General features: G+C 55.4%; 32 protein-coding genes. 24 read left to right on the forward strand and 8 right to left on the reverse strand.

What is annotated here, in order from left to right:
* Positions 1 to 16 precede the first annotated feature (16 nt).
* Genes rplB through rplP form a run of 5 tightly spaced genes read left to right on the forward strand, consistent with a single transcriptional unit; the run spans position 17 to position 2,658 of the window.
* On the forward strand, positions 17 to 859 hold the full coding sequence (rplB, locus tag ACZ1HF_RS16625) for a 50S ribosomal protein L2 (RefSeq protein ID WP_472658553.1): 843 nt from the start codon (positions 17 to 19) through the stop codon (positions 857 to 859).
* A 3-nt stretch (positions 860 to 862) separates the two neighbouring features.
* On the forward strand, positions 863 to 1,141 hold the full coding sequence (gene rpsS / locus ACZ1HF_RS16630; protein ID WP_472658554.1) for a 30S ribosomal protein S19: 279 nt from the start codon (positions 863 to 865) through the stop codon (positions 1,139 to 1,141).
* 3 nt (positions 1,142 to 1,144) lie between these two features.
* A complete protein-coding gene (gene rplV / locus ACZ1HF_RS16635; protein ID WP_472658555.1) occupies positions 1,145 to 1,525 on the forward strand; it encodes a 50S ribosomal protein L22 in 381 nt (126 codons plus the stop codon).
* The gene (gene rpsC / locus ACZ1HF_RS16640) at positions 1,525 to 2,232 is read left to right on the forward strand and encodes a 30S ribosomal protein S3 (RefSeq protein WP_472658556.1); all 708 of its coding nucleotides are present in this window, start codon (positions 1,525 to 1,527) and stop codon (positions 2,230 to 2,232) included. Before rplV ends, rpsC begins: the two co-directional genes overlap by 1 nt.
* A 12-nt stretch (positions 2,233 to 2,244) precedes the next feature.
* Positions 2,245 to 2,658, forward strand: coding sequence for a 50S ribosomal protein L16 (gene rplP / locus ACZ1HF_RS16645; protein WP_472658557.1), 414 nt, complete (start codon positions 2,245 to 2,247; stop codon positions 2,656 to 2,658).
* 458 nt (positions 2,659 to 3,116) lie between these two features.
* On the opposite strand, the gene ACZ1HF_RS16650 is transcribed toward rplP, so the two are convergent.
* Genes ACZ1HF_RS16650 through ACZ1HF_RS16670 form a run of 5 tightly spaced genes read right to left on the reverse strand, consistent with a single transcriptional unit; the run spans position 3,117 to position 7,762 of the window.
* On the reverse strand, positions 3,117 to 4,202 hold the full coding sequence (locus ACZ1HF_RS16650) for a mandelate racemase/muconate lactonizing enzyme family protein (protein ID WP_472658558.1): 1,086 nt from the start codon (positions 4,200 to 4,202) through the stop codon (positions 3,117 to 3,119).
* Complete coding sequence (locus ACZ1HF_RS16655; RefSeq protein ID WP_472658559.1) at positions 4,199 to 4,981, reverse strand: NAD-dependent epimerase/dehydratase family protein; 783 nt, start codon at positions 4,979 to 4,981, stop codon at positions 4,199 to 4,201. The genes ACZ1HF_RS16650 and ACZ1HF_RS16655 overlap by 4 nt, the downstream gene beginning before the upstream one ends.
* The gene (locus tag ACZ1HF_RS16660) at positions 4,981 to 6,264 is read right to left on the reverse strand and encodes a TRAP transporter large permease (RefSeq protein ID WP_472658560.1); all 1,284 of its coding nucleotides are present in this window, start codon (positions 6,262 to 6,264) and stop codon (positions 4,981 to 4,983) included. Before ACZ1HF_RS16660 ends, ACZ1HF_RS16655 begins: the two co-directional genes overlap by 1 nt.
* Entirely contained in the window at positions 6,261 to 6,728 is a 468-nt protein-coding gene (locus tag ACZ1HF_RS16665; RefSeq protein WP_472658561.1) for a TRAP transporter small permease, read from the reverse strand. The genes ACZ1HF_RS16660 and ACZ1HF_RS16665 overlap by 4 nt, the downstream gene beginning before the upstream one ends.
* Before the next feature lie 59 nt (positions 6,729 to 6,787).
* Positions 6,788 to 7,762 (reverse strand): C4-dicarboxylate TRAP transporter substrate-binding protein, encoded by a 975-nt coding sequence (locus ACZ1HF_RS16670; RefSeq protein WP_472658562.1) that lies wholly within the window; start codon positions 7,760 to 7,762, stop codon positions 6,788 to 6,790.
* Positions 7,763 to 7,956: 194 nt separating this feature from the next.
* Here ACZ1HF_RS16670 and ACZ1HF_RS16675 point away from each other — a divergent pair, with 194 nt between their 5' ends.
* The 5 genes from ACZ1HF_RS16675 to ACZ1HF_RS16695 are packed head-to-tail and all read left to right on the forward strand — an operon-like array spanning position 7,957 to position 12,497.
* On the forward strand, positions 7,957 to 9,510 hold the full coding sequence (locus ACZ1HF_RS16675) for an IclR family transcriptional regulator (RefSeq protein WP_472658563.1): 1,554 nt from the start codon (positions 7,957 to 7,959) through the stop codon (positions 9,508 to 9,510).
* Complete coding sequence (locus ACZ1HF_RS16680; RefSeq protein WP_472658564.1) at positions 9,507 to 10,223, forward strand: RraA family protein; 717 nt, start codon at positions 9,507 to 9,509, stop codon at positions 10,221 to 10,223. Before ACZ1HF_RS16675 ends, ACZ1HF_RS16680 begins: the two co-directional genes overlap by 4 nt.
* Positions 10,220 to 10,693 carry a nuclear transport factor 2 family protein gene (locus ACZ1HF_RS16685; RefSeq protein WP_472658565.1) on the forward strand — a complete coding sequence of 158 codons (474 nt, stop codon included), beginning with the start codon at positions 10,220 to 10,222 and terminating at the stop codon, positions 10,691 to 10,693. Before ACZ1HF_RS16680 ends, ACZ1HF_RS16685 begins: the two co-directional genes overlap by 4 nt.
* A complete protein-coding gene (locus ACZ1HF_RS16690; protein ID WP_472658566.1) occupies positions 10,693 to 10,983 on the forward strand; it encodes a YciI family protein in 291 nt (96 codons plus the stop codon). Before ACZ1HF_RS16685 ends, ACZ1HF_RS16690 begins: the two co-directional genes overlap by 1 nt.
* On the forward strand, positions 10,980 to 12,497 hold the full coding sequence (locus tag ACZ1HF_RS16695) for an aldehyde dehydrogenase (NADP(+)) (protein ID WP_472658567.1): 1,518 nt from the start codon (positions 10,980 to 10,982) through the stop codon (positions 12,495 to 12,497). The genes ACZ1HF_RS16690 and ACZ1HF_RS16695 overlap by 4 nt, the downstream gene beginning before the upstream one ends.
* A gap of 60 nt (positions 12,498 to 12,557) precedes the next feature.
* Here the strand turns inward: ACZ1HF_RS16695 and ACZ1HF_RS16700 are convergent.
* A protein-coding gene (locus tag ACZ1HF_RS16700) for an IS5 family transposase (protein WP_472659076.1) occupies positions 12,558 to 13,335 on the reverse strand; the annotation gives its coding sequence in 2 pieces (ribosomal slippage) (positions 12,558 to 13,005 and positions 13,004 to 13,335; 780 coding nt in all).
* A gap of 50 nt (positions 13,336 to 13,385) precedes the next feature.
* Here ACZ1HF_RS16700 and ACZ1HF_RS16705 point away from each other — a divergent pair.
* On the forward strand, positions 13,386 to 13,577 hold the full coding sequence (locus tag ACZ1HF_RS16705) for a hypothetical protein (protein WP_472658568.1): 192 nt from the start codon (positions 13,386 to 13,388) through the stop codon (positions 13,575 to 13,577).
* 250 nt (positions 13,578 to 13,827) lie between these two features.
* Here ACZ1HF_RS16705 and ACZ1HF_RS16710 read toward each other — a convergent pair whose 3' ends face one another.
* Positions 13,828 to 14,847, reverse strand: coding sequence for an IS110 family RNA-guided transposase (locus ACZ1HF_RS16710; protein WP_472655593.1), 1,020 nt, complete (start codon positions 14,845 to 14,847; stop codon positions 13,828 to 13,830).
* A gap of 597 nt (positions 14,848 to 15,444) precedes the next feature.
* On the opposite strand from ACZ1HF_RS16710, the gene ACZ1HF_RS16715 reads away from it, so the two are divergent.
* Entirely contained in the window at positions 15,445 to 15,738 is a 294-nt protein-coding gene (locus ACZ1HF_RS16715) for a type II toxin-antitoxin system death-on-curing family toxin (protein WP_472658569.1), read from the forward strand.
* A 31-nt stretch (positions 15,739 to 15,769) separates the two neighbouring features.
* Here the strand turns inward: ACZ1HF_RS16715 and ACZ1HF_RS16720 are convergent, their stop codons facing one another.
* A complete protein-coding gene (locus tag ACZ1HF_RS16720; RefSeq protein WP_472658570.1) occupies positions 15,770 to 16,387 on the reverse strand; it encodes a 2OG-Fe(II) oxygenase family protein in 618 nt (205 codons plus the stop codon).
* A 204-nt stretch (positions 16,388 to 16,591) separates the two neighbouring features.
* On the opposite strand from ACZ1HF_RS16720, the gene rpmC reads away from it, so the two are divergent.
* The 12 genes from rpmC to ACZ1HF_RS16780 all read left to right on the forward strand — a co-directional run bounded on the left by rpmC (position 16,592) and on the right by ACZ1HF_RS16780 (position 22,117).
* Positions 16,592 to 16,801 (forward strand): 50S ribosomal protein L29, encoded by a 210-nt coding sequence (gene rpmC / locus ACZ1HF_RS16725; protein ID WP_472658571.1) that lies wholly within the window; start codon positions 16,592 to 16,594, stop codon positions 16,799 to 16,801.
* A 3-nt stretch (positions 16,802 to 16,804) separates the two neighbouring features.
* Positions 16,805 to 17,041 carry a 30S ribosomal protein S17 gene (rpsQ, locus tag ACZ1HF_RS16730; protein WP_472658572.1) on the forward strand — a complete coding sequence of 79 codons (237 nt, stop codon included), beginning with the start codon at positions 16,805 to 16,807 and terminating at the stop codon, positions 17,039 to 17,041.
* A 60-nt stretch (positions 17,042 to 17,101) separates the two neighbouring features.
* Positions 17,102 to 17,470, forward strand: a complete 369-nt coding sequence (rplN, locus tag ACZ1HF_RS16735) for a 50S ribosomal protein L14 (protein ID WP_472658573.1) — start codon at positions 17,102 to 17,104, stop codon at positions 17,468 to 17,470.
* Between the two features lies 1 nt (position 17,471).
* Positions 17,472 to 17,777: a 50S ribosomal protein L24 gene (rplX, locus tag ACZ1HF_RS16740; RefSeq protein ID WP_472658574.1), complete on the forward strand. Its 306-nt coding sequence runs from the start codon at positions 17,472 to 17,474 to the stop codon at positions 17,775 to 17,777.
* Entirely contained in the window at positions 17,777 to 18,340 is a 564-nt protein-coding gene (rplE, locus tag ACZ1HF_RS16745; protein WP_472658575.1) for a 50S ribosomal protein L5, read from the forward strand. Before rplX ends, rplE begins: the two co-directional genes overlap by 1 nt.
* Before the next feature lie 21 nt (positions 18,341 to 18,361).
* A complete protein-coding gene (gene rpsN / locus ACZ1HF_RS16750) occupies positions 18,362 to 18,667 on the forward strand; it encodes a 30S ribosomal protein S14 (protein ID WP_472658576.1) in 306 nt (101 codons plus the stop codon).
* Positions 18,668 to 18,679: 12 nt separating this feature from the next.
* The gene (rpsH, locus tag ACZ1HF_RS16755; RefSeq protein ID WP_472658577.1) at positions 18,680 to 19,072 is read left to right on the forward strand and encodes a 30S ribosomal protein S8; all 393 of its coding nucleotides are present in this window, start codon (positions 18,680 to 18,682) and stop codon (positions 19,070 to 19,072) included.
* Between the two features lie 10 nt (positions 19,073 to 19,082).
* Positions 19,083 to 19,616, forward strand: coding sequence for a 50S ribosomal protein L6 (gene rplF, locus ACZ1HF_RS16760; RefSeq protein WP_472658578.1), 534 nt, complete (start codon positions 19,083 to 19,085; stop codon positions 19,614 to 19,616).
* The gene (gene rplR, locus ACZ1HF_RS16765) at positions 19,616 to 19,975 is read left to right on the forward strand and encodes a 50S ribosomal protein L18 (protein WP_472658579.1); all 360 of its coding nucleotides are present in this window, start codon (positions 19,616 to 19,618) and stop codon (positions 19,973 to 19,975) included. Before rplF ends, rplR begins: the two co-directional genes overlap by 1 nt.
* Positions 19,976 to 20,088: 113 nt before the next feature.
* Positions 20,089 to 20,655 (forward strand): 30S ribosomal protein S5, encoded by a 567-nt coding sequence (gene rpsE / locus ACZ1HF_RS16770; RefSeq protein WP_472658580.1) that lies wholly within the window; start codon positions 20,089 to 20,091, stop codon positions 20,653 to 20,655.
* An 11-nt stretch (positions 20,656 to 20,666) separates the two neighbouring features.
* Positions 20,667 to 20,858, forward strand: coding sequence for a 50S ribosomal protein L30 (gene rpmD / locus ACZ1HF_RS16775; RefSeq protein WP_472658581.1), 192 nt, complete (start codon positions 20,667 to 20,669; stop codon positions 20,856 to 20,858).
* A 668-nt stretch (positions 20,859 to 21,526) separates the two neighbouring features.
* Positions 21,527 to 22,117, forward strand: a complete 591-nt coding sequence (locus ACZ1HF_RS16780; protein WP_472658582.1) for a TetR/AcrR family transcriptional regulator — start codon at positions 21,527 to 21,529, stop codon at positions 22,115 to 22,117.
* Positions 22,118 to 22,330: the final 213 nt, after the last annotated feature.

Raw genomic sequence — 22,330 nt, forward strand, 5'->3', positions numbered from 1 at the left:
ACGGAAGACAGAAAGCATGGCACTCAAGTCGTATAAGCCGACGACGCCAGGCCAACGTGGGTTGGTTCTGATCGACCGTTCGGAGCTTTGGAAAGGTCGCCCTGTTAAGGCCCTCACGGAAGGTCTTACGAAGAATGGCGGACGGAACAACACCGGACGGATCACGATGCGTCGCAAAGGTGGGGGCGCGAAGCGTCTTTACCGTATCGTTGATTTCAAGCGCACCAAGATGGACGTCACAGCGACCGTCGAGCGTATTGAATATGACCCGAACCGGACTGCGTTTATCGCACTGGTGAAATATGAAGATGGTGAGCAGGCCTATATCCTCGCGCCTCAACGCCTTGGCGTTGGTGACAAGGTTGTGGCATCTGCCAAGGCTGACGTGAAGCCAGGCAATGCGATGCCGTTCTCGGGCCTGCCCATCGGGACAATCGTTCACAACATCGAACTCAAGCCCGGCAAAGGCGGTCAGATCGCACGCGCCGCTGGCACATACGCCCAGTTCGTTGGTCGTGACGGTGGCTACGCTCAGATCCGCCTGTCCTCGGGCGAGCTGCGGCTGGTCCGTCAGGAATGCATGTGCACCGTGGGTGCCGTGTCGAACCCAGACAATTCGAACCAGAATTTCGGGAAAGCCGGTCGCAACCGCCACAAGGGCATCCGCCCCTCTGTACGTGGTGTGGTTATGAACCCGGTAGATCACCCCCATGGTGGTGGTGAAGGCCGGACATCTGGTGGTCGTCACCCGGTTTCGCCTTGGGGCAAGCCCACCAAGGGTGCCCGCACCCGGAACAAGAACAAAGCGTCGCAGAAGCTGATCATCCGCTCGCGTCACGCTAAGAAGAAGGGGCGCTAGATTATGTCTCGCTCAGTATGGAAAGGCCCGTTCGTTGACGCCTATGTGCTCAAGAAGGCCGAAGCCTCCAAGGAATCCGGACGTAACGAGGTTATCAAGATCTGGTCGCGCCGCTCTACAATCTTGCCGCAATTCGTAGGTCTTACTTTTGGCGTCTACAATGGCCGTAAACATATCCCGGTAAATGTGTCCGAAGATATGATCGGTCAGAAATTCGGTGAATACAGCCCAACGCGGACTTATTACGGTCATGCGGCTGATAAAAAAGCGAAAAGGAAGTAAGTCATGGGCAAGGACAAGAATCCCCGCCGCGTGGCAGATAACGAAGCTATGGCAAAACTGCGTATGCTTCGCACTTCCCCGCAGAAACTGAATCTGGTTGCGCAACTGATCCGTGGAAAGAAAGTGGACAAGGCTTTGGCCGACCTCACCTTCTCGAAAAAACGGATCTCGGATGATGTGAAGAAATGTCTTCAATCCGCAATTGCCAATGCAGAAAACAACCATAACCTTGATGTGGATGAGCTGATTGTGGCTGAGGCCTATGTCGGCAAGAACCTGACAATGAAACGCGGTCGCCCGCGGGCTCGTGGACGGTTCGGCAAAATCGTCAAGCCATTCTCGGAACTGACGATCAAAGTCCGCCAAGTTGAGGAGCAAGCCTAATGGGTCAGAAGGTTAATCCAATCGGCATGCGCCTGCAGGTCAATCGCACCTGGGACAGCCGCTGGTATGCAGATAGCAAAGATTTCGGCGATCTTCTTCTGGAAGATATCAAAATCCGTGAATTCATCAAAGATGAGTGCAAGCAAGCAGGCATCAGCCGCGTTATTATCGAGCGTCCACACAAGAAGTGCCGCGTTACGATCCACACGGCACGTCCGGGTGTAATCATCGGCAAAAAAGGCGCTGATATCGAAACTCTGCGTCGTAAAGTTGCAAACTTCACCGATAGTGAATTGCACTTGAACATCGTTGAAGTTCGCAAGCCAGAGCTTGATGCAGCCCTTGTGGGGGAAAGTATCGCGCAACAGCTGGAACGTCGTGTGTCCTTCCGCCGTGCTATGAAGCGCGCTGTGCAAAACGCCATGCGCATGGGGGCCTTGGGCATTCGTGTGAATGTTGCGGGTCGTCTGGGCGGTGCCGAGATTGCACGGACAGAGTGGTATCGCGAAGGCCGTGTGCCGCTGCACACGTTGCGGGCCGATATTGATTACGCGCATGCAGAAGCGATGACTGCCTATGGCATCATTGGCATCAAGACGTGGATCTTCAAGGGCGAGATCATGGAACATGATCCAGCCGCGCGGGATCGTCGTGCGCAGGAACTCCAGGACGGACCAACGCCGCGCGGCGCTGGCGGCCGTCGTTAAGGGAGAAGACAAATGCTTCAACCAAAGCGTACAAAATTTCGCAAGATCCATAAGGGTCGTATCAAGGGCGAGGCCAAAGGTGGCTCTACCCTGAACTTCGGCTCCTACGGTCTGAAAGCGACAGAGCCTGAGCGCGTCACTGCACGCCAGATCGAGGCTGCACGTCGTGCCATGACCCGTCACATGAAACGTCAGGGCCGGGTTTGGATCCGGATTTTCCCAGACACCCCGGTGACCTCGAAACCTGTCGAAGTTCGGATGGGTAAAGGTAAAGGTTCCGTCGATTTCTGGGCCTGCAAAGTGAAGCCGGGCCGCATGATGTTCGAGATCGATGGCGTTGCCGATAGCGTCGCCCGCGAGGCCCTGCGTCTGGCTGCGATGAAACTACCTGTGAAAACACGGGTTGTAGTTCGGGAAGATTGGTAAACGTCGCGCTTTAACGCGACGCGTATGCGGCGAGAGCAGTGCCCACATAAGAATTAAGAACCCCCGCGGAGAGATCGGCGGGGGTTTTGCGTTTGGTGATGTCGAACGTCAGATGACTTTGACCTTCACGTCACTGGAGTGACCCAAAATCAAAAAAACTAAACATCGGTCATTCGCGCAGATCGCTGCGAAGGACTCAAAAGAGCCCACAACGGAAGTCTTTATTCTTTGCTGCATGCGCTCGCAGCGCGGAAATTTCCGCAAGTGCTCAGTCTGGCGTGCCGCAGCGCGGCTTCAAACTCGGCCATTCGAACATCGCGTAGCGAGGTTTGTCAGGGCAACTCACAGGTCGCGGACAAAACCGACCTTTAGACACATTGCTTGAACGCCCGCTTTCGATAGATGATGAGGAAAGGCCGTTTCGTGCCCAGCGTTCAAGCGTAGCGCTATAATGACGCTCAGATCCGGTATCGGGCTATGATGTCCATATCTGGCTCAAACCCCAAGCCTAGACTGTTTGGCACTTTGATAACGCCATCTTTTCCGAGAGGTGTTGCAGGGTCCGGTAGCGCCTCGGGCTTGACCCAAAGCTGCTCCACAAGCGCGATGCCGGGATCAGCTGCCGCGAGGTGTAGCGTGGCATGCCAGCCCGGTCCGAAATAGGGCGAATGGGGCATAAGAGTCAGACCACTGGCGCGGGCTGCCTTGGCCACACGCAGAAACTCGGTGATGCCACCAACTTTGGTAACGGAGGGTTGGGGATGGTCAATCGATCCGGCGGCCAGATGCGGGCTAAATCCAAATGCCGTACACAGGTTTTCGCCAGCCGCAATCGGCACTGTTCCCTTCAACGTCGCAAGGGCAGTCGCATCCTCTGGCGGGAAAATTGGTTCTTCAAGCCACATGACATCACGTTCGGCCAGCCGGTGCAGGTTGACGCGAGCCTGTTCAAGTGACCATGCGCAGTTCACGTCAACGATGAGGCGGGCGTTTGGTACAGCATCACAGCAGGTCTCAATCGCGGGCATGTCGATTTCATGCAGTTTCAGGATGTCCCAGCCTTCACTTGCGGCTTTGATCGCCATACGCGCGGCAAGATCGGGCGCACCATATCGAACAAGGCTTGCGTAGGCCGGAATTGCCTGCCGCCCCGCACCGCCCAGCATTTCACTAAGTGGCTTGCCGACTGCTTTGGCGTGCAAATCCCACAGTGCAATGTCTACACCGGAAATGGCGAACATGGTGATGCCGTGCCGCCCGAACAGCGCCAGCTTGCGTTGTAACATATCGCACGTGGCCTGCGGATTATCCAATTCAGAGCCGACCAGCACCGGGGCGATCAGACGGTCGATGACCGCCTTTGTTGCGGGTGTCACAAAGTAGCCAAAGCCTTCGCCCCAGCCCGTCAAACCTACATCAGTGTCGATGCGGATCAGCGCCATTTCCAGCTTGTCCCAGGCCGTTGGTGTGATGCCAGTCCCTGCAGCGCCACCGTCATCAAAGGGAATCGACAGCAAAATGGTCTCGATAGATGTAATCTTCATGATCCTGCCTTGCGGTTGGTCGAGGCAAACGGCCCCCCCAGATCATCGCGCGGACCGGGGTTATTTTGGACAATATCCGATGGCATATTGTCTGCCGGTGCATCCTGCGGCTGCCATCCCAATGCAAGTGCCGCGGAATTGTCGAATAGCGGGTCATCGCAACTGGCGGTCGTCCACAAAACCCTATGGCCGTGCGCGGGCTTGGCCAAGAGCAGATCAAGAAGGCTGGCAAAATCGCGAAACGATACCCACATCCGACCCTGCCGAACCGAGGGGACGTGATCATTCATATGACCAATCCGAAGCGAGGTTCCGTGCACGCCGTAGGCTTCGGCGTAGTAACCTGTAACAGCTTCGCCCCACAGCTTTGAAATGCCGTACCACCCGTCAGCCGCCGGTTGGGCGACCTCATTCAGAGGGGCCTCCGCCGCTTTGCGAAAGCCCCAGCCATGGTTTGTACTGGCGAAGATCAAATGCTTTGCGCCAGCCGCAATGGCCGCATCATAGACCGCAATGGTGCCTCGGTAATTCGCTTGGATCGTGTCCTCAAACGAGATGTCATAGCCATGTGCCGCAGCCAGATGCAGAACTGCGTCTGCCCCCTTCATCGCTTGGGCCATGCTGTGGGCATCATTGATATCTGCGCGCAGCCAGGTTTCACCCGGCGCCGGGTCTGACGGATCTTGACGGGCCACCAACACCAGTTCGTGATTTCCGCGCAGATATGGCCGAAGACCGGTCCCGACTTCGCCATTCGCGCCTGTAACAACAATCCGCATCAGCCCATCACCATATTAGGCAGCCACAGGATCACCTCCGGCAGCAACGCCAGAAGAAAGAACACGGCCAGCATGACAAGAAAAAATGGAAGGCTCTCGCGCACGTAATCGCGCAGCGGCACGTTCAACATCCCGCAAACGGTGAACATCCCCACGCCAATCGGCGGTGTATTTCCGCCCATGGTGATGATCGTGACCATCAGAACGCCGAAATGGATCGGGTCATGACCCTGCCCAGCCAACACCGGAAGAAAAAGCGGCGTCAGCAATAAAACATTCACCGTCGCCTCCATCACGGCCCCGGCGATGACCAGAAAGCCCAGAACCAGCAACAGTGTTCCGGTCGGACTCTCGGTAAGATGGGCCAGCGCGTTTGCCACGGCGGTCGGTGCCTGTTCCAGCACAATGACATGGCCCAGCACTGCGGCCATGATGATGATAAGCATGATCATCCCGATATCCGACAGCGATTGTTCCAGCGCCTTTCTCAGCCCGTCGAGCGTTAAATCCTTATGAAAAACAAACCCAACCACTATGGCATAGAAGATGACAAAGGCCCCGGCTTCCGTGGCCGTGAAAAAGCCAAAACGGAACCCGATCACAAGGATCAGTGGAAACAGCAAGGCCCAGATTGCCTTACGCCCTGCGTGCAGGACCTCTCGTAGTTTCGGGGGATGCTCACCTTCTGCAACGTAGCCACGACGGCGCGCAGAATAGCCTGTCCATGCCATCAACGCGACTGTCAGGATTACGCCCGGGATGATGCCCGCCAGCAAGAGCCGTCCGATTGAGACATTGGCAATGAAACCAAACACGATGAGCCCAATAGACGGGGGGATGGTGGCCGTTATGATGGATGAATAGGCAATAACTGCTGCTGCGTAACCCGGCGCATAGCCACGCGCAATCATCGGCCCGCCCAGCAGGCGTGACTGCATCGCAGTGTCTGCCACCGCAGAACCAGAGATACCGCCCATCAGAAGGCTCAGCACAATGGAAATCTGCGCAAGCCCTCCAGCAAGCCAGCCGACCAGCACACGGCTGAACTCAACCAACCGTCCGGCGATACCGGACGCCGTCATCACGTTGCCCGCGACGACAAAAAACGGGATCGCCATAAGCGGGAAGGATTGCGTGGACCCCACCATCTTTTGCACAGCAATGGAGGCCGGCAGGTATTCACCCGTCAGAAAGGTCGGCACACTGGCAAGAAGAAGCGCGAATGAAATTGGCAGCCCGATCAAAAGGGCAACACAAAACAGGGCAACACCAAGCAAGATCATGTGTTGGGGTCCCTGCCAAGTGCCGAAGAGATGCGTTCCAGACAGGTCAGCCCCATCAGAAAGCAGGCCGCAGGAAAGGATGCAGCAACCCAGCTAAACCGGATACCAGATAAAGGAAGCTTTCGGCGGTTGGCCAGTTCGACATAGTCCAGCGCCACCCAGAACAAGCCTGCGAGGAGCACCAGAATAATCGCATAGCGAAACACATTCAGGTGCCGTTCGTATTCTGGTCCAACCCAACCGGCCATTACATCCACCGAGAAATGGCTGTTGCTGCGGAAGGCAACCGATGCGCTCAGCAGGCAAAGCCATGCGAACAATGCTTGCGTCACCTCAATAGACCACACGTTGGGAACGCCCAGGTAACGTGTGATAGTGGCCCAGCAAATCAGCAATAATACGGCACAAAGTACCGCCAGGGTTATCCATACTTCTGCCGCGCGAAACGCCTTGTATAGCGCCATGTTGATGCCCTCAAACCCAAAAGGGGGCGAAAAGCCGCCCCCATTGATAGCACGTCGTTTTACTTGGCCAGAACAGCCTGAACTTGTTTGTAAGCATCAGTCAGACCAAGACCTTCCATCTTCTCGGCGGCGGCGGCGCGGAATTCAGTTGTGTCGATCTCATGGATTTCGACGCCCCCGTCCGCGATCACTTTCAGGTCCGCCTCGATCTGATCATTCACCAGACCAGACATGTAACGCCCTGCCTCTATCGCAGCTTCCCGCAAGACTACTTGATGCTCTTCGGGAACTTCGGCCCACCAGCTGTCACCTACGACGATGCCGGTGATGAGTTGGATATGAGCCGTTTTTGTCAGATGATCGACGACCTCATAGAATTTCATACCTACGATGCCTGCCGGATGCGCCTCTGCGGCGTCAATGGCACCCAGTTGCAGCGATGAATATATTTCCGCCCAGGCAAGCGGCGTTACGGTGCCACCAAGTGCTTCACCCGCTGCGACCCATGCAGGCGCGCCCGGTGTGCGGATACGAACCCCTTCCATGTCAGCGCGCGAATTGATCGGCTTTTTGGTCAGCAAGTAGCGTGGACCTTGATACCAGTTAAAGGCCAGCGTCACAAAACCGCTGTCCTGCTGCAACTGTGTGGCCCAACCGTCAAAGACTTCGGACGAGGTGAACTTGTCGGCCTCGGCATAGTCCGCAAAGACGTAAGGCGCGCCGATGATCCCCATTTGGGGGGTGAAGGCGGCCAGTCGCGCAGCATCGGTAAAGGAGGCGACATTGGCCCCCGCCTGCGCCTGATCCATCAGATCTTGCGTGTTGCCCAGTGCCCCATTTGCGAAAACTTGTACTTCAACAACGCCGCCTGTTCCGGCCTCGACCAGTTCCTTAAATTTCTCGAACCCAAGGATAACGGGGTCACCTTCGGCCTGAACCGATCCGATGCGAAGTGTGTAGTCGGCGGCCTGTGCCGCCCCGGCTGTCAGTGCGAGCGCGATGGCACCGCCGCGCAGAAATGAGATGATAGACATGTGTTCCTCCCTGTCCATAATATGATACAAGAAACTGTCAACGCAGCGCTTGATCAACATGTGACGCCCATTAATTCGAATTTTTCTGTGTCTATCAAGCAAAATCTTGTATGTTAGTTCAATATGTGAGAAATGAGGGTGGACAAAATTGCAGATTGTCCATTTTGTGAGACACAGCCAGAAGGGGTATTCCATTGAAATCTAAGCTGGAAGAAGTGGAAAGCGGCAACGTTCCTGGTACGGCGCTTCTGACAAAGGCGTTGGATGTCATTGATGTCATTGCTGCCGGGCGCAGCCGCCCGAAATTCGCTGACATCATGAAGGGCACAGGGTATCCACGACCAACCCTTTATCGAATCTTGGCTGCACTTCAGGCACGCGGCATGATCTTGCAAGACCCGCGGGACCACGCCTACGCCCTTGGCCCAAGATTCACTGAGCTGGCGGCAGCAGTGGCGCGTCATACCGATCTGATCGCGGTGGCAAACCGCCCGTTGCGCCAAGTGGCAAACATCTTTGGTGAGGTTGTTAATCTAGGTGTTCTTTCTGGATCCGCCCAGCAAACAATTGCCCGATGGTCCGGCATCGATGACGGCACCATCACAGGCAATGTCGGTGCATTGAAACCGCTGCATTGCACTGCGCTTGGTAAAGCGTTGTTGTCCGGGTTGCCCAGCAAAGACCGCGACGACCTTCTGCGCGGGCTTACGCTGGAGCGTTTTACAGATGCGACTCACACCACGTTAGAAACGCTGGTTGCCGATATCGATCTGTGTGCGATGCGTGGTTTTGCACTTGATGACGAAGAGATCATAGGCGACGTGGCTTGCGTTTCCGTGCCTGTTCTCGGTCCGGATGGTATGGCGATTGCTGCCATTTCCGTCTCTGGCCCTGCGCATCGCATGCCGCAAGCGCGCCGGTCCGAAATTGCCGCCGAAATTGCCCGTGTCGCGCGCGATATCGCAAGTTCATTTGTCCAAACCGTCGATGTGCCGACGGACGGCAAGGCGGACCCGGTGCGCGCTTTTGCAATCTCTGCGATATTTCCTGATGACATCACAGGTCACAGCTACACAGCCATTGATGGCCCCGGCGGCCGCATTTTGCGTGTCGAAGGCAGTGATGCCCAAACCCTTTTGACGCTCGTCGACCCAATTGATGCAGCTGCAATCTCTGGGCGGACAGTATTCTTGCTGACAGGCGGCACCTTGTTGCGCACCGATACGGCTGGCGGCGATCCTGTGCCAGTTGCAACCGGCCTACCTGATGGGGCAGACGCGCTGTTGGCCTTGCCTGATGGCAGCATCATTGTCGGTGCTGGCACCAGTGTTTTTCATCTGATTGGTGGGCAATGGACGACACTGGCAGAAGACAGGTCACCTGAAACACCATTATGCCTGTATGACGCCGCCCCTGCATGGATCAAGGGCACGACATTGATTGCGTCCGGCAAGGTGATCGAATTGCACGGCCCTGTTGCTGCAATAGTCGCCCTTCCGAACGGTGCGCTGGCAGTTGCGCGATCAGGCACATGGCGCGTGGACATCTTGCAAGATGGACACATCACACCTCACCTGCTGCCTGTCCCTGACCCCACCGCACTTGCCACTTTTGATAACGGGCTGTTTGTCGGCTCTGACCGGATTGGCCTGTCAGCCGCCGAAATCGCACTGGCCCCTTTGTCGGGCCGGATTCTGCGGCTCTCTCTAAACACCCCTTTGATTGACACTTCCGAGGACAATACATGACCGAGATTACCCCCGAGACACTGGAAAAGCTCAAAAGATGCGGTCAGGGAACGTTGACCACGCAATTGTTCCGGCGTGGCTATCGCCAGCAATTTCTGGTCGGCCTGAGCCCCATGAGCAAAGAAACCGGCCGTTTTGCGGGCGAGGCCTTCACCTTGCGGTTCATTCCATCGCGAGAAGATAAGGACTGGGATCTTGGGGATCTGAAGAAACGCGGTGAAGAAAATCTGCAATGGGAAGCCGTTGAAGCCATCGCCGCCGGGCAGGTCCTGGTGATTGACAGCCGGGGCGATACGCGCGCGGCCTCGGCGGGAAACATGCTGATGACCCGCATGATGAAAAAGGGTGTGGTTGCGGCCATCACGGATGGGGCGTGGCGCGACGGCACCGAAATCGGCGAAATGCCGTTTCCCGCCTATGCCCGCGCAAATACCGCCTCGACCCGCCCGGCCTATCACCGCGCCATCGGGATGCAGGAACCCATCGGCTGTGCAGAGGTCGCGGTTTACCCCGGTGACATCATTGTGGGGGATGCAGATGGGGTCACAGTGATCCCGCGCGCCATCGCCGCTGATGTTGCCGATGACGCATTGGAGCAAGAGCAGCGCGAAGCCTTCCTGCTCACCAAAATCGAGGGCGGCGCACCGCTTTGGGGCACTTATCCTGCCGATGCAGCGACATTAGCCGAATACGAAGACTGGAAAAGCGCATGAGCACCACGACAAGCCCATCTGCAAAGGCCGAAGCGTTGATCCGGCACTATTTTGACATGTGCAATGCCGCTGACCGACAAGGCTTGATCGATTGTTTCACCCCAGACGGTGTTCATTATTTCCCGCCGGGATTGCCGGGCGCACCTTGGCGATCTGCAGAGGCGATTGCGGATGGCTGGGTGTGGTGCGTGGAGAACTTGGGTTCCAAATGGACGATTGAGAAGGTGCTTTGTGCCGCTGATGGCCGTGAGGGCGTGATCGAGTGGACCCACTGGAAAACTGCGGTTGATGAGGCTCTGCGGGGCGACGAGTGGTATATCTTTAATGACGACATCACCCGTATCCGCGAAATTCGCGCCTATTACGCCAGCCCGGTCGACAAGTCAGCGCCTATCAACAAGCTGCATGATTTTGACTACGAAAGCAGGGGTTTTCACATGAAGCCGCCTGTGGTTGCGGGGCGCGACTGATGCAATTTGCCCTGATTTGCCGCGACGCACCCGACGCATTGGCCAAACGGCTGGCAACCCGCGACGCCCACATGGCAAACATCCACGTGATGAAGGCCGATGGGCGCATCATTGACGGTGGCGCGATACTGGATGACGACGACACGATGACCGGATCAGTTGTGCTGTGCGAGTTCGAAGACCGAAAGGCACTGGACGCCTATCTTGAAACCGAAATTTACGCCCGCGAAGGCGTATGGGAAAAGATCGAAATCCTTCAGATCAAACGTGTGAAGTGGAAAGACCAATGACCGATACAGCATATGATCTGCATGGCAAGCATCTGATTGCAGGGGACTGGATTGCCGGGACAGAGACGTTCCGCTCTGACCCAGCAACGGGCGACGCCCATGATGTGTCGGTCGGATCAGATGACCATGTAGATTTGGCATGCGCCGCCGCCGAGGATGCTTTTGACGAATTCGGATACACGACCCGCGAGGCGCGTGCAGACCTCCTTGATCTCATTGCGGATGAAATCGAGGCACGCGGCCCGCAGATTACCTCGATCGGGGTTTCTGAAACCGGCCTACCTGCGGCACGTCTTGAAGGCGAACGGGCGCGCACCACAGGCCAGCTACGTCTCTTTGCGAATCATATTCGCGCGGGCGATTACCTCGACCGCCGGCATGACGAAGCGCTACCCGACCGCGCGCCCCTACCCCGGCCCGATCTTGTGCTTGTGCAACGCCCTATAGGTCCGGTTGCCGTCTTCGGCGCATCGAACTTTCCTTTGGCGTTTTCAACCGCTGGCGGGGATACCGCGGCCGCATTGGCCGCCGGGTGTCCGGTTATTGTCAAAGGTCATGCGGCCCATCCCGGCACGACAGAGATTGTGGGTGAGGCCATTCACACCGCTATCACCAAAAAGGCGATGCCGTCCGGCATTTTCGCGATCATTCACGGCAACACCAATGCAACCGGCGCCGCATTGGTTCAACATCCGCTTATTAAGGCGGTTGGCTTTACCGGATCATTGGCCGGTGGGCGCGCGCTGTTCGATTTATGTGCTGCACGGCCCGAGCCAATCCCGTTCTTTGGTGAACTAGGCTCGGTTAATCCTATGTTTTTGCTGCCCCATGCGATGTCAGCCCGTGCCAAAGAGATTGGCGCCGGGTGGGCGGGCTCTCTTACTATGGGGGCAGGGCAGTTCTGCACCAATCCCGGCATCGTCGTCATGTTGGACGGGGCAGACGCAGACATATTCACTGATGCGACCCGAAAAGCATTGGCGGCGACGGACAGCCAAACGATGCTGACCAGCCAAATTGCCGACACCTACTCCCGAGGATGCAACGCAATGGGCGATGTATCAGGCGTAAAGAAACTCCATGCGACGGCGAACCCTGAACGCGCCGCAAATGCTACCTTGTTAGAGACAACTGGCGATGTGTTTCTAGCCAACGAGCACCTGGCAGAAGAAGTTTTTGGCCCGCTTGGCTTGATCGTGCGGGTTGCGGACCTTGCCCAGATGGTCGCCGTTGCCAGAGACCTGAAAGGACAGCTGACCTGCACCTTGCATATGAGTGACGAGGATAAAGATATCGCCGCCGAGCTGTTGCCCATTTTGGAACGCAAGGCTGGTCGCCTTCTGGCCAATGGCTTCCCCACCGGCGTAGAAGTCAGCGATGCAATGGTCCACGGCGGCCCTTATCCGGCCTCAACCAATTTTGGCGCAACGTCAGTCGGAACACTGTCCATCCGCCGCTTCCTGCGCCCGGTCTGCTATCAGAATATCCCGTCTGCTCTACTTTTGTCCGATTAACAAACAGAAAGTCGGTGCAAACGGGAAAGCATTCTTTAAATGTCACTGATCGTATCAGGATCAAACCGCTAGGGTCAGGACCAATAGCCAGTAGATGACGAGGGCGGCGAGGCCGATGGCCGACAGAAAGACCCTTGGACATCTGTTGTATCGCGTTGCCACGCGCCGCCAGTCCTTCAGTCTGCCGAACCTGATCTCGATCCGGTTACGTCGCTTGTATCGCCGCCTATCGTATCTCACGGTCGTTTTGCGCTGCTTTCGACCGGGGATGCAGGGCCGTATCCCTTTGTCTTGCAACGCTTCTCTGAACCAATCGGCGTCATAGCCCCTGTCGCCGAGCAGCCAATCGACCTTCGGCAGACTGCTCAGCAATGCCCGCGCGCCGATGTAGTCACTGACTTGTCCAGCCGTGACGAACAGGTTCAGCGGTCGGCCCTGACTGTCGCAGATGGCGTGCAGTTTGGTGTTCATGCCACCCTTGGTGCGACCGATCAGACGTCCACGCCCCCTTTTTCACGCCCATGCTGGTCGCTGTCCGATGTGCTTTTAGGTAGGTTGCGTCAATCATCACGGTCTTCGTCTCGCCGTGGTCAGCAGCTAGGCCCACCATGATTTGTGCAAAGATACCTTTATCACTCCAGCGCTTCCAACGGTTGTAAAGCGTCTTATGCGGCCCATAGGCAGTGGGCGCATCGCGCCAGCGTAAGCCATTGCGATTGATGAAGATAATCCCACTCAACACACGCCGATCATCGACGCGAGGCTTGCCGTGGGACTTCGGTAAGAAGAGCTCAAGACGCGCCATCTGCGCATCCGTCAGCCAGAAAAGATCAGAAATGTTCACCGCTCGTTTTCCGAACTGTGAATCACGCAGACAAGCGGAAATCAATGGGTCCTGACCCTAAGTCTGTGGCCCAAGCTACGACACAGACGTTCGGTGAAGATGTTGTCCAAGTGTCGGCCCCGTCCATCCATCGAGATACGCACTACGGCGTTGGTCAGCGTGATGATCCAGACCTATCCGGTAAACTGGCTGTCCTGAAAGCGCGGTTTGGGTTCGGGCCAAGTCGCCCCCAGTGAATGACTTCTGTGGATGGCTCCTGCATTGCAAGACATTTTTGACGTTTATTGCGGCGTTTAATCAGTACAGTCGTCTGTCCGGCCTGTTCATGTGGTGATCTGCCACTGGCCTTGATGATTTCCGCAAGCGAGGTTCCAATCGGCTTCACGGCCTTCGAGGGCCAACGTCATTCCCGGAGTGTCCTCGCTCTTGGTTGACTTAGTCCGCATCATCACGTCATGCGCCTTGCATCTCTGGCAGGTGTCCCGATCAGGTGACCGGCTGCCGGTAATTCTCCTGTCTCGTCAACATTGCCCAGATCACGCGCGCGGTTTTGTTTGCCATGGCAACTGTTGCAAGTCGAACCGGCTTTCCAGCGAGCATCCTCGCTGTCCAGATATCGACTTTCTCGGGATGGAGTTTTGCCATCAATGCGCGCGATGTCATGCCAACGATAAGAAGTTTCCTGAGGTAATGATCACCTTTCTTGGTAATCCGCCCAAGCCTCTCTTTGCCGCCACTGGACTTGTTGAGCGGGGTTAAGCCCAGCCAAGCGGCCAGATCTCGTCCGGTTTTGAACTGTTTGGCGTCGCCGACGGTCGCCACGATGGCCGACGCCGTAATTGGACCAATCCCAGGCACCTGCATCAGTCGGCGTGCGTTGGCATCTCGCCGAGCATGGCTCTCGATCAACTTGGAAAAGCCTTCAATTCGGGCGCTGAGCCCAAGGAGTTGATAACACAAGGTGCCGAGAACCCCGTTCGCCAGTTCGGGAATTTTAGGTTGATCACCGTCCAGGTGGCTTTTGGAAAAGCGGGCCACAGCCTCAACCCCGGTTGGGAGAACATAGCCAAACTCACGCAGCATCCCCCGTATCATGTTTGAGACCTGGGTTCTCTGGCGGACGATGAGTTCGCGCGTGCGGTGGGCGGTCAAAAGAGCTGGCTGGTCTTCGGTCTTGATCTCAACAAATCTCATCGTCGGGCGGCCAACCGCTTCGCAGATTGCCTCTGCATCCACTGCGTCGGTCTTTCCGCGTTTGACATATGGCTTGACGTAAGTTGCTGGCATCAAACGGACATCGTGCCCTAACTTGCGAAGTTCACGGCCCCAATGATGGGCCGAACCGCAGGCTTCCATACCGACCACACAAGGCGGTAGGCCCTCAAAGAACTCTAACAGTTTTGCGCGTTTGATCTTCTTGTTGAAGACCTTGTCGCCAGTCACAGAAACTCCGTGAACCTGAAAAACATTCTTGGCCAGATCCAGTCCTATGGTTTTTACTTGCATTGGGTGGCTCCTCTCAAAAGCAGATTTCGACACCTGCATTATGGCGCATTGCGACGCCGGGTGGAGCAGGAGCCATCCACTTCATCCGCAACGGCGACAAGAGCTGCATCGCAATAGAATGTGCGCTGCGAGTGCGAAGTTATGCTGCGTTGGCGAAGGCTCGAATTCGAATGACGGCAAAGTCCCGCACTGCCGACATTGGCCTAGGTCGCGATGTAGGTCCGGTCTGGGTCAAAAATGCTCGACGTTTAGGTCAATATTGCATGACGCGATCCACCGATAGGATTCAAAAATCCTCTATATCGAGTCAAAGTTGTGCGACGTTCCACAGGCGAATGGGATGTAAATAATGTCGGCACAGGCTAAGAAAACAACGGTGAGAGGCGGTTGGATCACACGCAGTGCAAAAACTGGGCGTTTTGTGTCTGTCGGGACCAACAAGAAAATTTACAAGGGTGGTCCCCAAACCGCTGCCATAGTGAAGGAAGTATCGTCCCGACGCAACGACGCCCTAAAGAGGCTGGCAGATCGGTAAGAAACATTACAGGCTTGCGCTCGCTGATGCCATAACGGCGCATGACGCGGCTTTAGCTATTGGTGGGCAAGCAGCCTCACTTTATTCAATCTGCGATTGCTAGACCGTATTCCGGCTATCATCGCGGAATAGCTGCGAAATCGGCGGCTTTATTGCACGGTATGGTTGGGAACCATGGTTTCGTAGATGGAAATAAGCGCACCGCATGGATTCTCGTGGAACTATTGATTGAACGTAGTGGATACAGATTGGCTGTACCTGACAATGCGCCAATTGATGATCTTGTTGTGAAGGTCGCAGTAGGAGACTTAGGTTTTGAAGATCTGAGGGTTTGGTTTGATGAAAACCTGGTGTGAACTGCCAAGCGATAGTTCGCGGTTGATTATTTCACGACCAGCCGTAGTTAAACGAGACACTAATTCTCTCCTCCTCACTCATATTCATCGGCACCTCATGCCGCAGCCAGCTTTCCCAAAGCAGCACGTCGCCAACCTCAGGCGCTACATAGACAAAGGACCGCATTTCCTCGCGTGCGTCCTGTAGGCGGGTCGGGGCGGCCATCATCAACCCGGAACGGGGATCTTCGAATTTGATTGCGCTCGCTCCCTCTGGCATTGCTACATAAGTTGTCCCCGAGATCACCGAGTGCGGATGAATATGCGAGGTATGGATGCCGCCTTCCGGCAGGATGTTGACCCAGAGACTGTCCAGCGTCAAAGCCTTCTCGCCCAGATCAAACTGCAAATCCTCAGCAAACTTTGCCACATGGGCGTCCAGAACCTTCACCAGATCTGCAAAAATCGGGAAACGCCAAGGCAAATCTGCGAGGGACGCATAAGAGGTATAGCCAGGGTATCCGTTTTTCTCACACCATATTTGCCCGGCTTCATCATCTTCAGCGATGGACAGACAGGCGGCGTCAAGTTCGGACGGATCAAGCGGCCCATGCTCCGAGAGCTTGGCGTGATAAAGGCGGGTGACGAAGAGCGATTTTATGTTGGACATGCTACAATCATAACGCAGCAAATCTGCAAGGGCGAGTGGACAATGCAACGAGGATTGCGTCCTTCGGATGGTATCTATGGGAATGGGAAAGAAACCTCTTGCTTTATACTATCTAGGGGCCTAAACGACCCTTCTATCATACACTCCACTGGAATCAGGGTGACGCTTCTGGCGGCCTTCCAATGATGTTGAAAGGAACTGGCTATGAATGCCAACGAACTGCGCGATAAGACCGCGGACCAGCTAAATGAAGAGCTGGCGAGCCTGAAAAAAGAGGCGTTTAACCTTCGCTTCCAGCAGGCTACTGGCCAGCTTGAAAATACTGCACGTATGCGTTCGGTCCGCCGGGATGCTGCACGTGTGAAAACCATTCTGAACCAAAAGGCTGCTGAAGCCGCGAAAACGGAGGCTTGATAGATGCCCAAACGTATCCTGACAGGCACCGTTACCAGCAACCAGAACGCCCAGACTGTGACAGTTTCTGTCGAGCGTCGCTTCAAGCATCCATTGCTTCAGAAAACCGTTCGTAAGTCCAAGAAATACCGGGCTCACGATGAGAACAATACATTTAACGTCGGCGATCAGGTGCGCATTCAGGAATGCGCGCCCAAGTCGAAAACCAAACGCTGGGAGGTTATCGTCGCAGACGCATAACCCCTCAGTCTAACGAAACCCTGGGGCGCGAAGGCGTCCCCAAAGGTCGGGAGACATCACATGATCCAGATGCAGACCAATCTGGATGTAGCTGACAATAGCGGCGCACGTCGTGTTCAGTGCATCAAGGTTTTGGGTGGTTCAAAGCGTAAATACGCTTCCGTTGGCGACGTTATCGTCGTGTCGGTGAAAGAAGCCATCCCACGCGGCCGCGTAAAGAAAGGCGATGTGCGTAAAGCCGTCGTGGTACGCACCGCTAAGGAAGTTCGCCGCGAAGACGGCACAGCGATCCGCTTTGATCGCAACGCTGCCGTTATATTGAACAACAATAATGAGCCGATCGGCACCCGTATTTTTGGGCCAGTGGTTCGTGAGTTGCGCGCAAAGAGCTTCATGAAAATCATCTCGCTCGCCCCGGAGGTGCTGTAAGATGGCTGCTAAACTGAAAAAAGGCGACAAGGTCGTCGTTCTGACTGGCAAGGATAAAGGCAAGCAGGGTGAAATCACCCAAGTCATGCCGCAGGCCGGTAAAGCTGTCGTTGACGGGATCAACATTGCGATCCGCCACGTTAAACAAAGCCAAAATGATCAGGGTGGGCGTCAACCCAAGGCGATGCCGATCCAGCTGAGCAATCTGGCTCTGGTGGATGCAAATGGCAAAGCCACCCGCGTTGGTTTCAAAATGGATGGCGACAAGAAGGTTCGTTACGCCAAGACAACAGGGGATGTGATCTGATGCTTGACGATGCAAATTATACCCCACGCCTGAAAACGCTTTATGCTGAATCTGTCCGCAAGGCGATGAAGGAAGAGTTCAGTTACAAAAACGATATGCAGATCCCGGGTCTGGACAAAATTGTTCTGAACATCGGTGCTGGTGCTGAAAGCGTCAAAGACAGCAAGAAAGCTGCCGGTGCTGCTGCCGATCTGACCGCAATTGCGGGTCAAAAGGCTATGGTAACACGTGCGAAGAAATCAATCGCGGGTTTCCGGGTACGTGAAGACATGCCGCTTGGCGCCAAAGTGACCTTGCGCGGCGACCGTATGTATGAATTCCTTGACCGCCTGATCACGATTGCATTGCCGCGCGTCCGTGACTTCCGCGGCGTGTCCGGCAAAAGCTTTGATGGTCGCGGCAACTATGCCATGGGCCTGAAGGAACATATGGTTTTCCCTGAAATCGATTTCGACAAAATCGATGAGAACTGGGGCCTCGATATCGTAATCTGCACAACCGCACCGACTGACGCGGAAGCCAAGGCGCTGTTGAAAGCTTTCAACATGCCCTTCAACAGCTGATCCGCGGAAAGGAATACAGACATGGCTAAAAAAGCAATGGTCGAACGCGAAAAGAAGCGTCAGCGGCTCGTAAAGAAATATGCTGCTAAACGCGCTGCCCTGTTGGCTATCGCGAATGACAAGGACAAGCCCATGGAAGAGCGTTTCAAAGCGCGTCTGAAACTGGCTGAACTGCCGCGGAACTCATCCGCGACCCGTCTTCACAACCGCTGCCAGCTGACCGGCCGCCCACACGCTTACTACCGTAAGCTGAAGGTGTCCCGGATCGCGCTGCGGGAACTTGGCTCGAACGGCCAGATTCCCGGCATGGTTAAGTCAAGCTGGTAAGGAGGGTATAGTATGAACGATCCTATCGCAGATATGCTCACCCGTATCCGGAACTCGCAATTGCGCGGCAAAGCCACGGTGGAAACACCAGCGTCCAAACTGCGTGCTTGGGTTCTCGATGTGCTCAAAGACGAAGGCTATATCCGTGGCTATGAGAAAACCACGGGCAAAGACGGCCACCCCGCTTTGAGCATTGAGCTGAAGTATTATGAAGGTACGCCTGTTATTCGTGAGCTGAAGCGGGTCTCTAAGCCCGGTCGCCGCGTCTATATGGGCACCAAAGACATTCCCGTTGTCCGTCAGGGCCTCGGCGTGTCGATTGTCAGCACACCAAAAGGTGTGATGTCGGACGCAAATGCACGCGCTGCCAATGTCGGCGGCGAAGTGCTCTGCACAGTCTTCTAAGGAGGGACATATGTCTCGTATTGGTAAAAAACCAGTCGCGCTTCCCTCCGGTGTTGAGGCTTCCGTGTCCGGGCAGACCGTTTCGGTCAAAGGCCCAAAAGGTACGCGTGAGTTCACAGCCACGGATGATGTGACAATCACAGTCGCAGACGGTGCCGTCAGCATCGAACCACGCGGCAAGTCCAAACGCGCCCGTCAACAGTGGGGCATGAGCCGCACGATGGTCGCAAACCTTGTCACCGGCGTCACCGAAGGCTTCAAGAAAGAACTTGAGATCAACGGCGTTGGCTACCGTGCTGCAATGGAAGGCAACAACCTGAAGCTGAACCTGGGGCTGTCGCATGATGTGATCTTCCAAGTTCCAGAGGGTGTGACGGTAACGGCACCCAAGCAGACTTCGGTTATCGTGGAAGGCATTGACGAGCAACTTGTCGGTCAAGTCGCCGCAAATATTCGTGCTTGGCGTAAACCAGAGCCTTACAAAGGCAAAGGCATCAAATATGTCGACGAATATATCTTCCGCAAAGAAGGGAAGAAGAAATAATGGCTAACAGCAAACGTGATCTGTTCATCAAACGCCGCCTGCGCGTTCGGAACAAACTTCGCAAGGTGAATGCCGGACGCGTACGCCTGTCGGTTCACCGCTCCAACAAAAATATCAGCGTGCAGCTGATCGATGATGTTGCTGGCAAAACGCTCGCGTCGGCGTCTTCGCTTGAAAAAGGGCTGAAGATCGTTGGCAAGAACAACATCGAAGCCGCTGCAAAAGTTGGTGCCGAAATCGCTAAACGCGCCAAGAAAGCCGGTGTGACTGAGGCCTATTTTGACCGGGGTGGCTTCCTCTTTCACGGAAAGGTCAAGGCTCTGGCCGAAGCTGCCCGTGAAGGTGGTTTGAAAATTTAAAGCGCAGGGTGCGTGCTGGCACGCGCCTTCGATGATCGGGGGCTTCTTGAAATGTTGATGCCCACTGCGATTGAGTTAACGGGCCATGCGCCCACGATAAAAAGGACTGCCACATGGCAAGAGAACCAGGAAGAGGCCGTCGCGACCGCGACGAGACCCCCGAATTTCAAGACCGCTTGGTTGCAATCAACCGCGTCTCCAAAACTGTAAAAGGCGGTAAGCGCTTCGGCTTCGCTGCGCTTGTCGTCGTGGGCGACCAAAAAGGCCGTGTCGGTTTCGGCAAAGGCAAAGCAAAAGAGGTGCCAGAGGCGATCCGTAAAGCCACCGAGCAAGCCAAGCGCCAGATGGTTCGTGTGCCTCTGCGCGAAGGTCGCACGCTGCACCATGACGTCAATGGGCGCCACGGTGCCGGCAAGGTTGTGATGCGCACTGCCCCCCAGGGTACTGGTATCATCGCTGGTGGTCCAATGCGTGCCGTGTTCGAGATGTTAGGCGTGCAGGACGTTGTTGCGAAGTCTATCGGGTCGCAAAACCCTTACAACATGATCCGCGCGACCCTGAACGGCCTGTCGAAAGAGGCAAGCCCGCGTATGGTCGCTCAACGTCGTGGCAAGAAAGTTGCTGATATCCTGCCCAAGCAAGATGCACCAGCCGCCGCTGATGCACCAGCTGAAGCTTAAGGAGCTGACAAATGGCTAAGAAAACCATCGTCGTAAAACAAATCGGCTCTCCCATTCGCCGCCCAGAAAAGCAACGCGCAACGCTGATTGGCTTGGGTTTAAACAAGATGCACCGCACGCGTGAGCTGGAAGATACCCCTTCCGTCCGCGGTATGGTCGACAGCATCCCGCACCTCGTCGAAATTATCGAAGAGCGTGGTTAAATTAACTTTAGGCCGGGTTTAAATTGGCCTAAGGAAGAACAGACGCCCCGGTGAAAGCCGGGGCGTTTCTTTTTAACCAATCAAGCCCAACTGGCCCGAAGCCTGTATATTTGGGCGTCTTAAAGAACACTAACTGAATATGAAGTTTAACCGCCGTTCGCTGCGTGATGCACGAACTGGTAAGACGCGGGAGATTTTGTTGAAAAACTCCAAAATCTGACGGCTGCATTTTTCTGCCAGATTCCGTTGCGGCGGCCAACTTGAAGCCAAGTGCCCAGTGAAGGCTCTGAGAGCCTCGCACGTCGCCAACGCTGATCTTAGGCCGACCCCCTAAACGAATTTTTGAAGTGGACTTCTATAGGCAAGTATTTGACCCACTTTGACGAAAATCGGAGTTTTTCAACACAATCGGGACAAAGCGCCAATTCGCTGCGGTTGCACCAATGACTGCTTGTAACCAACCGCCGATGACGAGGATAGTCATTGAATGACACCGTTTACCCGATTTGCTCTCCACCATACTCTTATCTGCATTGGAAACGGGACTCTGTGCGCACATTCGACAGTTGTCAGAGGCGCTCGCCCCGGTGGTAGTCCACGAAAACGCTTGTGCGCATCGAAACTTCCCGCCGGACAAGAAGCTCTATAGAAGGGGCACGGGAGGCATCATGGCGAGACCGAAAACAGGCGACAAACCACGCGATATTCGGCAAGCGACGGTGGATGAGGTCAGCGCCATCGGCTCCACTGCCGTGTCGGTCAACAAGATTGCAGATCGCGCGGGTTTCAGTGTTGGGACGATTTACCGGTATTATCGAACCAAAGATGAATTGCTCTTCGATGTGTTCCTGCAAGTGAAACGCGACCTCCACACAACCATGATGACTGCGGCGGGCGACAAGGTAGGTGCCGAGGCACGGCTGAAGGCTATGTGGTTTGCACTGGTGGACTACGGATTTCAGGCGCCAGGGGATTTCCTCCTTGTGGAGTTGATGAGCAGCGAGACGAAGCCTCCATTTCTTGAGAACGAAGAGTTGAGAATAATCAACGCGGCTGTTCCGACCGAAATTCAGAGCGGTATCGACGATGGGACGTTTGTTCAGACAACTGCGTCAACTATAGAAACTGTTCTCGCCTCCCCTACGATTACGCTTGCGCGCCACGCTTACATCAGCGGCAAACGCACAAGTGAGGAAGAAGTCGAGCAGGTTTTTAGATTGATTTGGCGCGGTATTGCCCGAGATCGATCCGTTATCTGAGTTGAGAGACACCTTGCATTTTGGTTGAGGGGCAAGTCTCGTAGTCTTTGTGGCCCGGTGTTTTGGCGTTTCGGTTCACATCTTACAATTTAAACTGAGACATCGTTCGAAGGGTAGAAACTCGCCCGAGTCATGCGCGCTCGTCATTTGACGCAACCGTCGCTTGATGGTAGTGAGTCTTTACTCATTAATTTAGAGGTATAATGGACTGTT

This window comes from Litoreibacter sp. GN1-5, assembly GCF_055693805.1.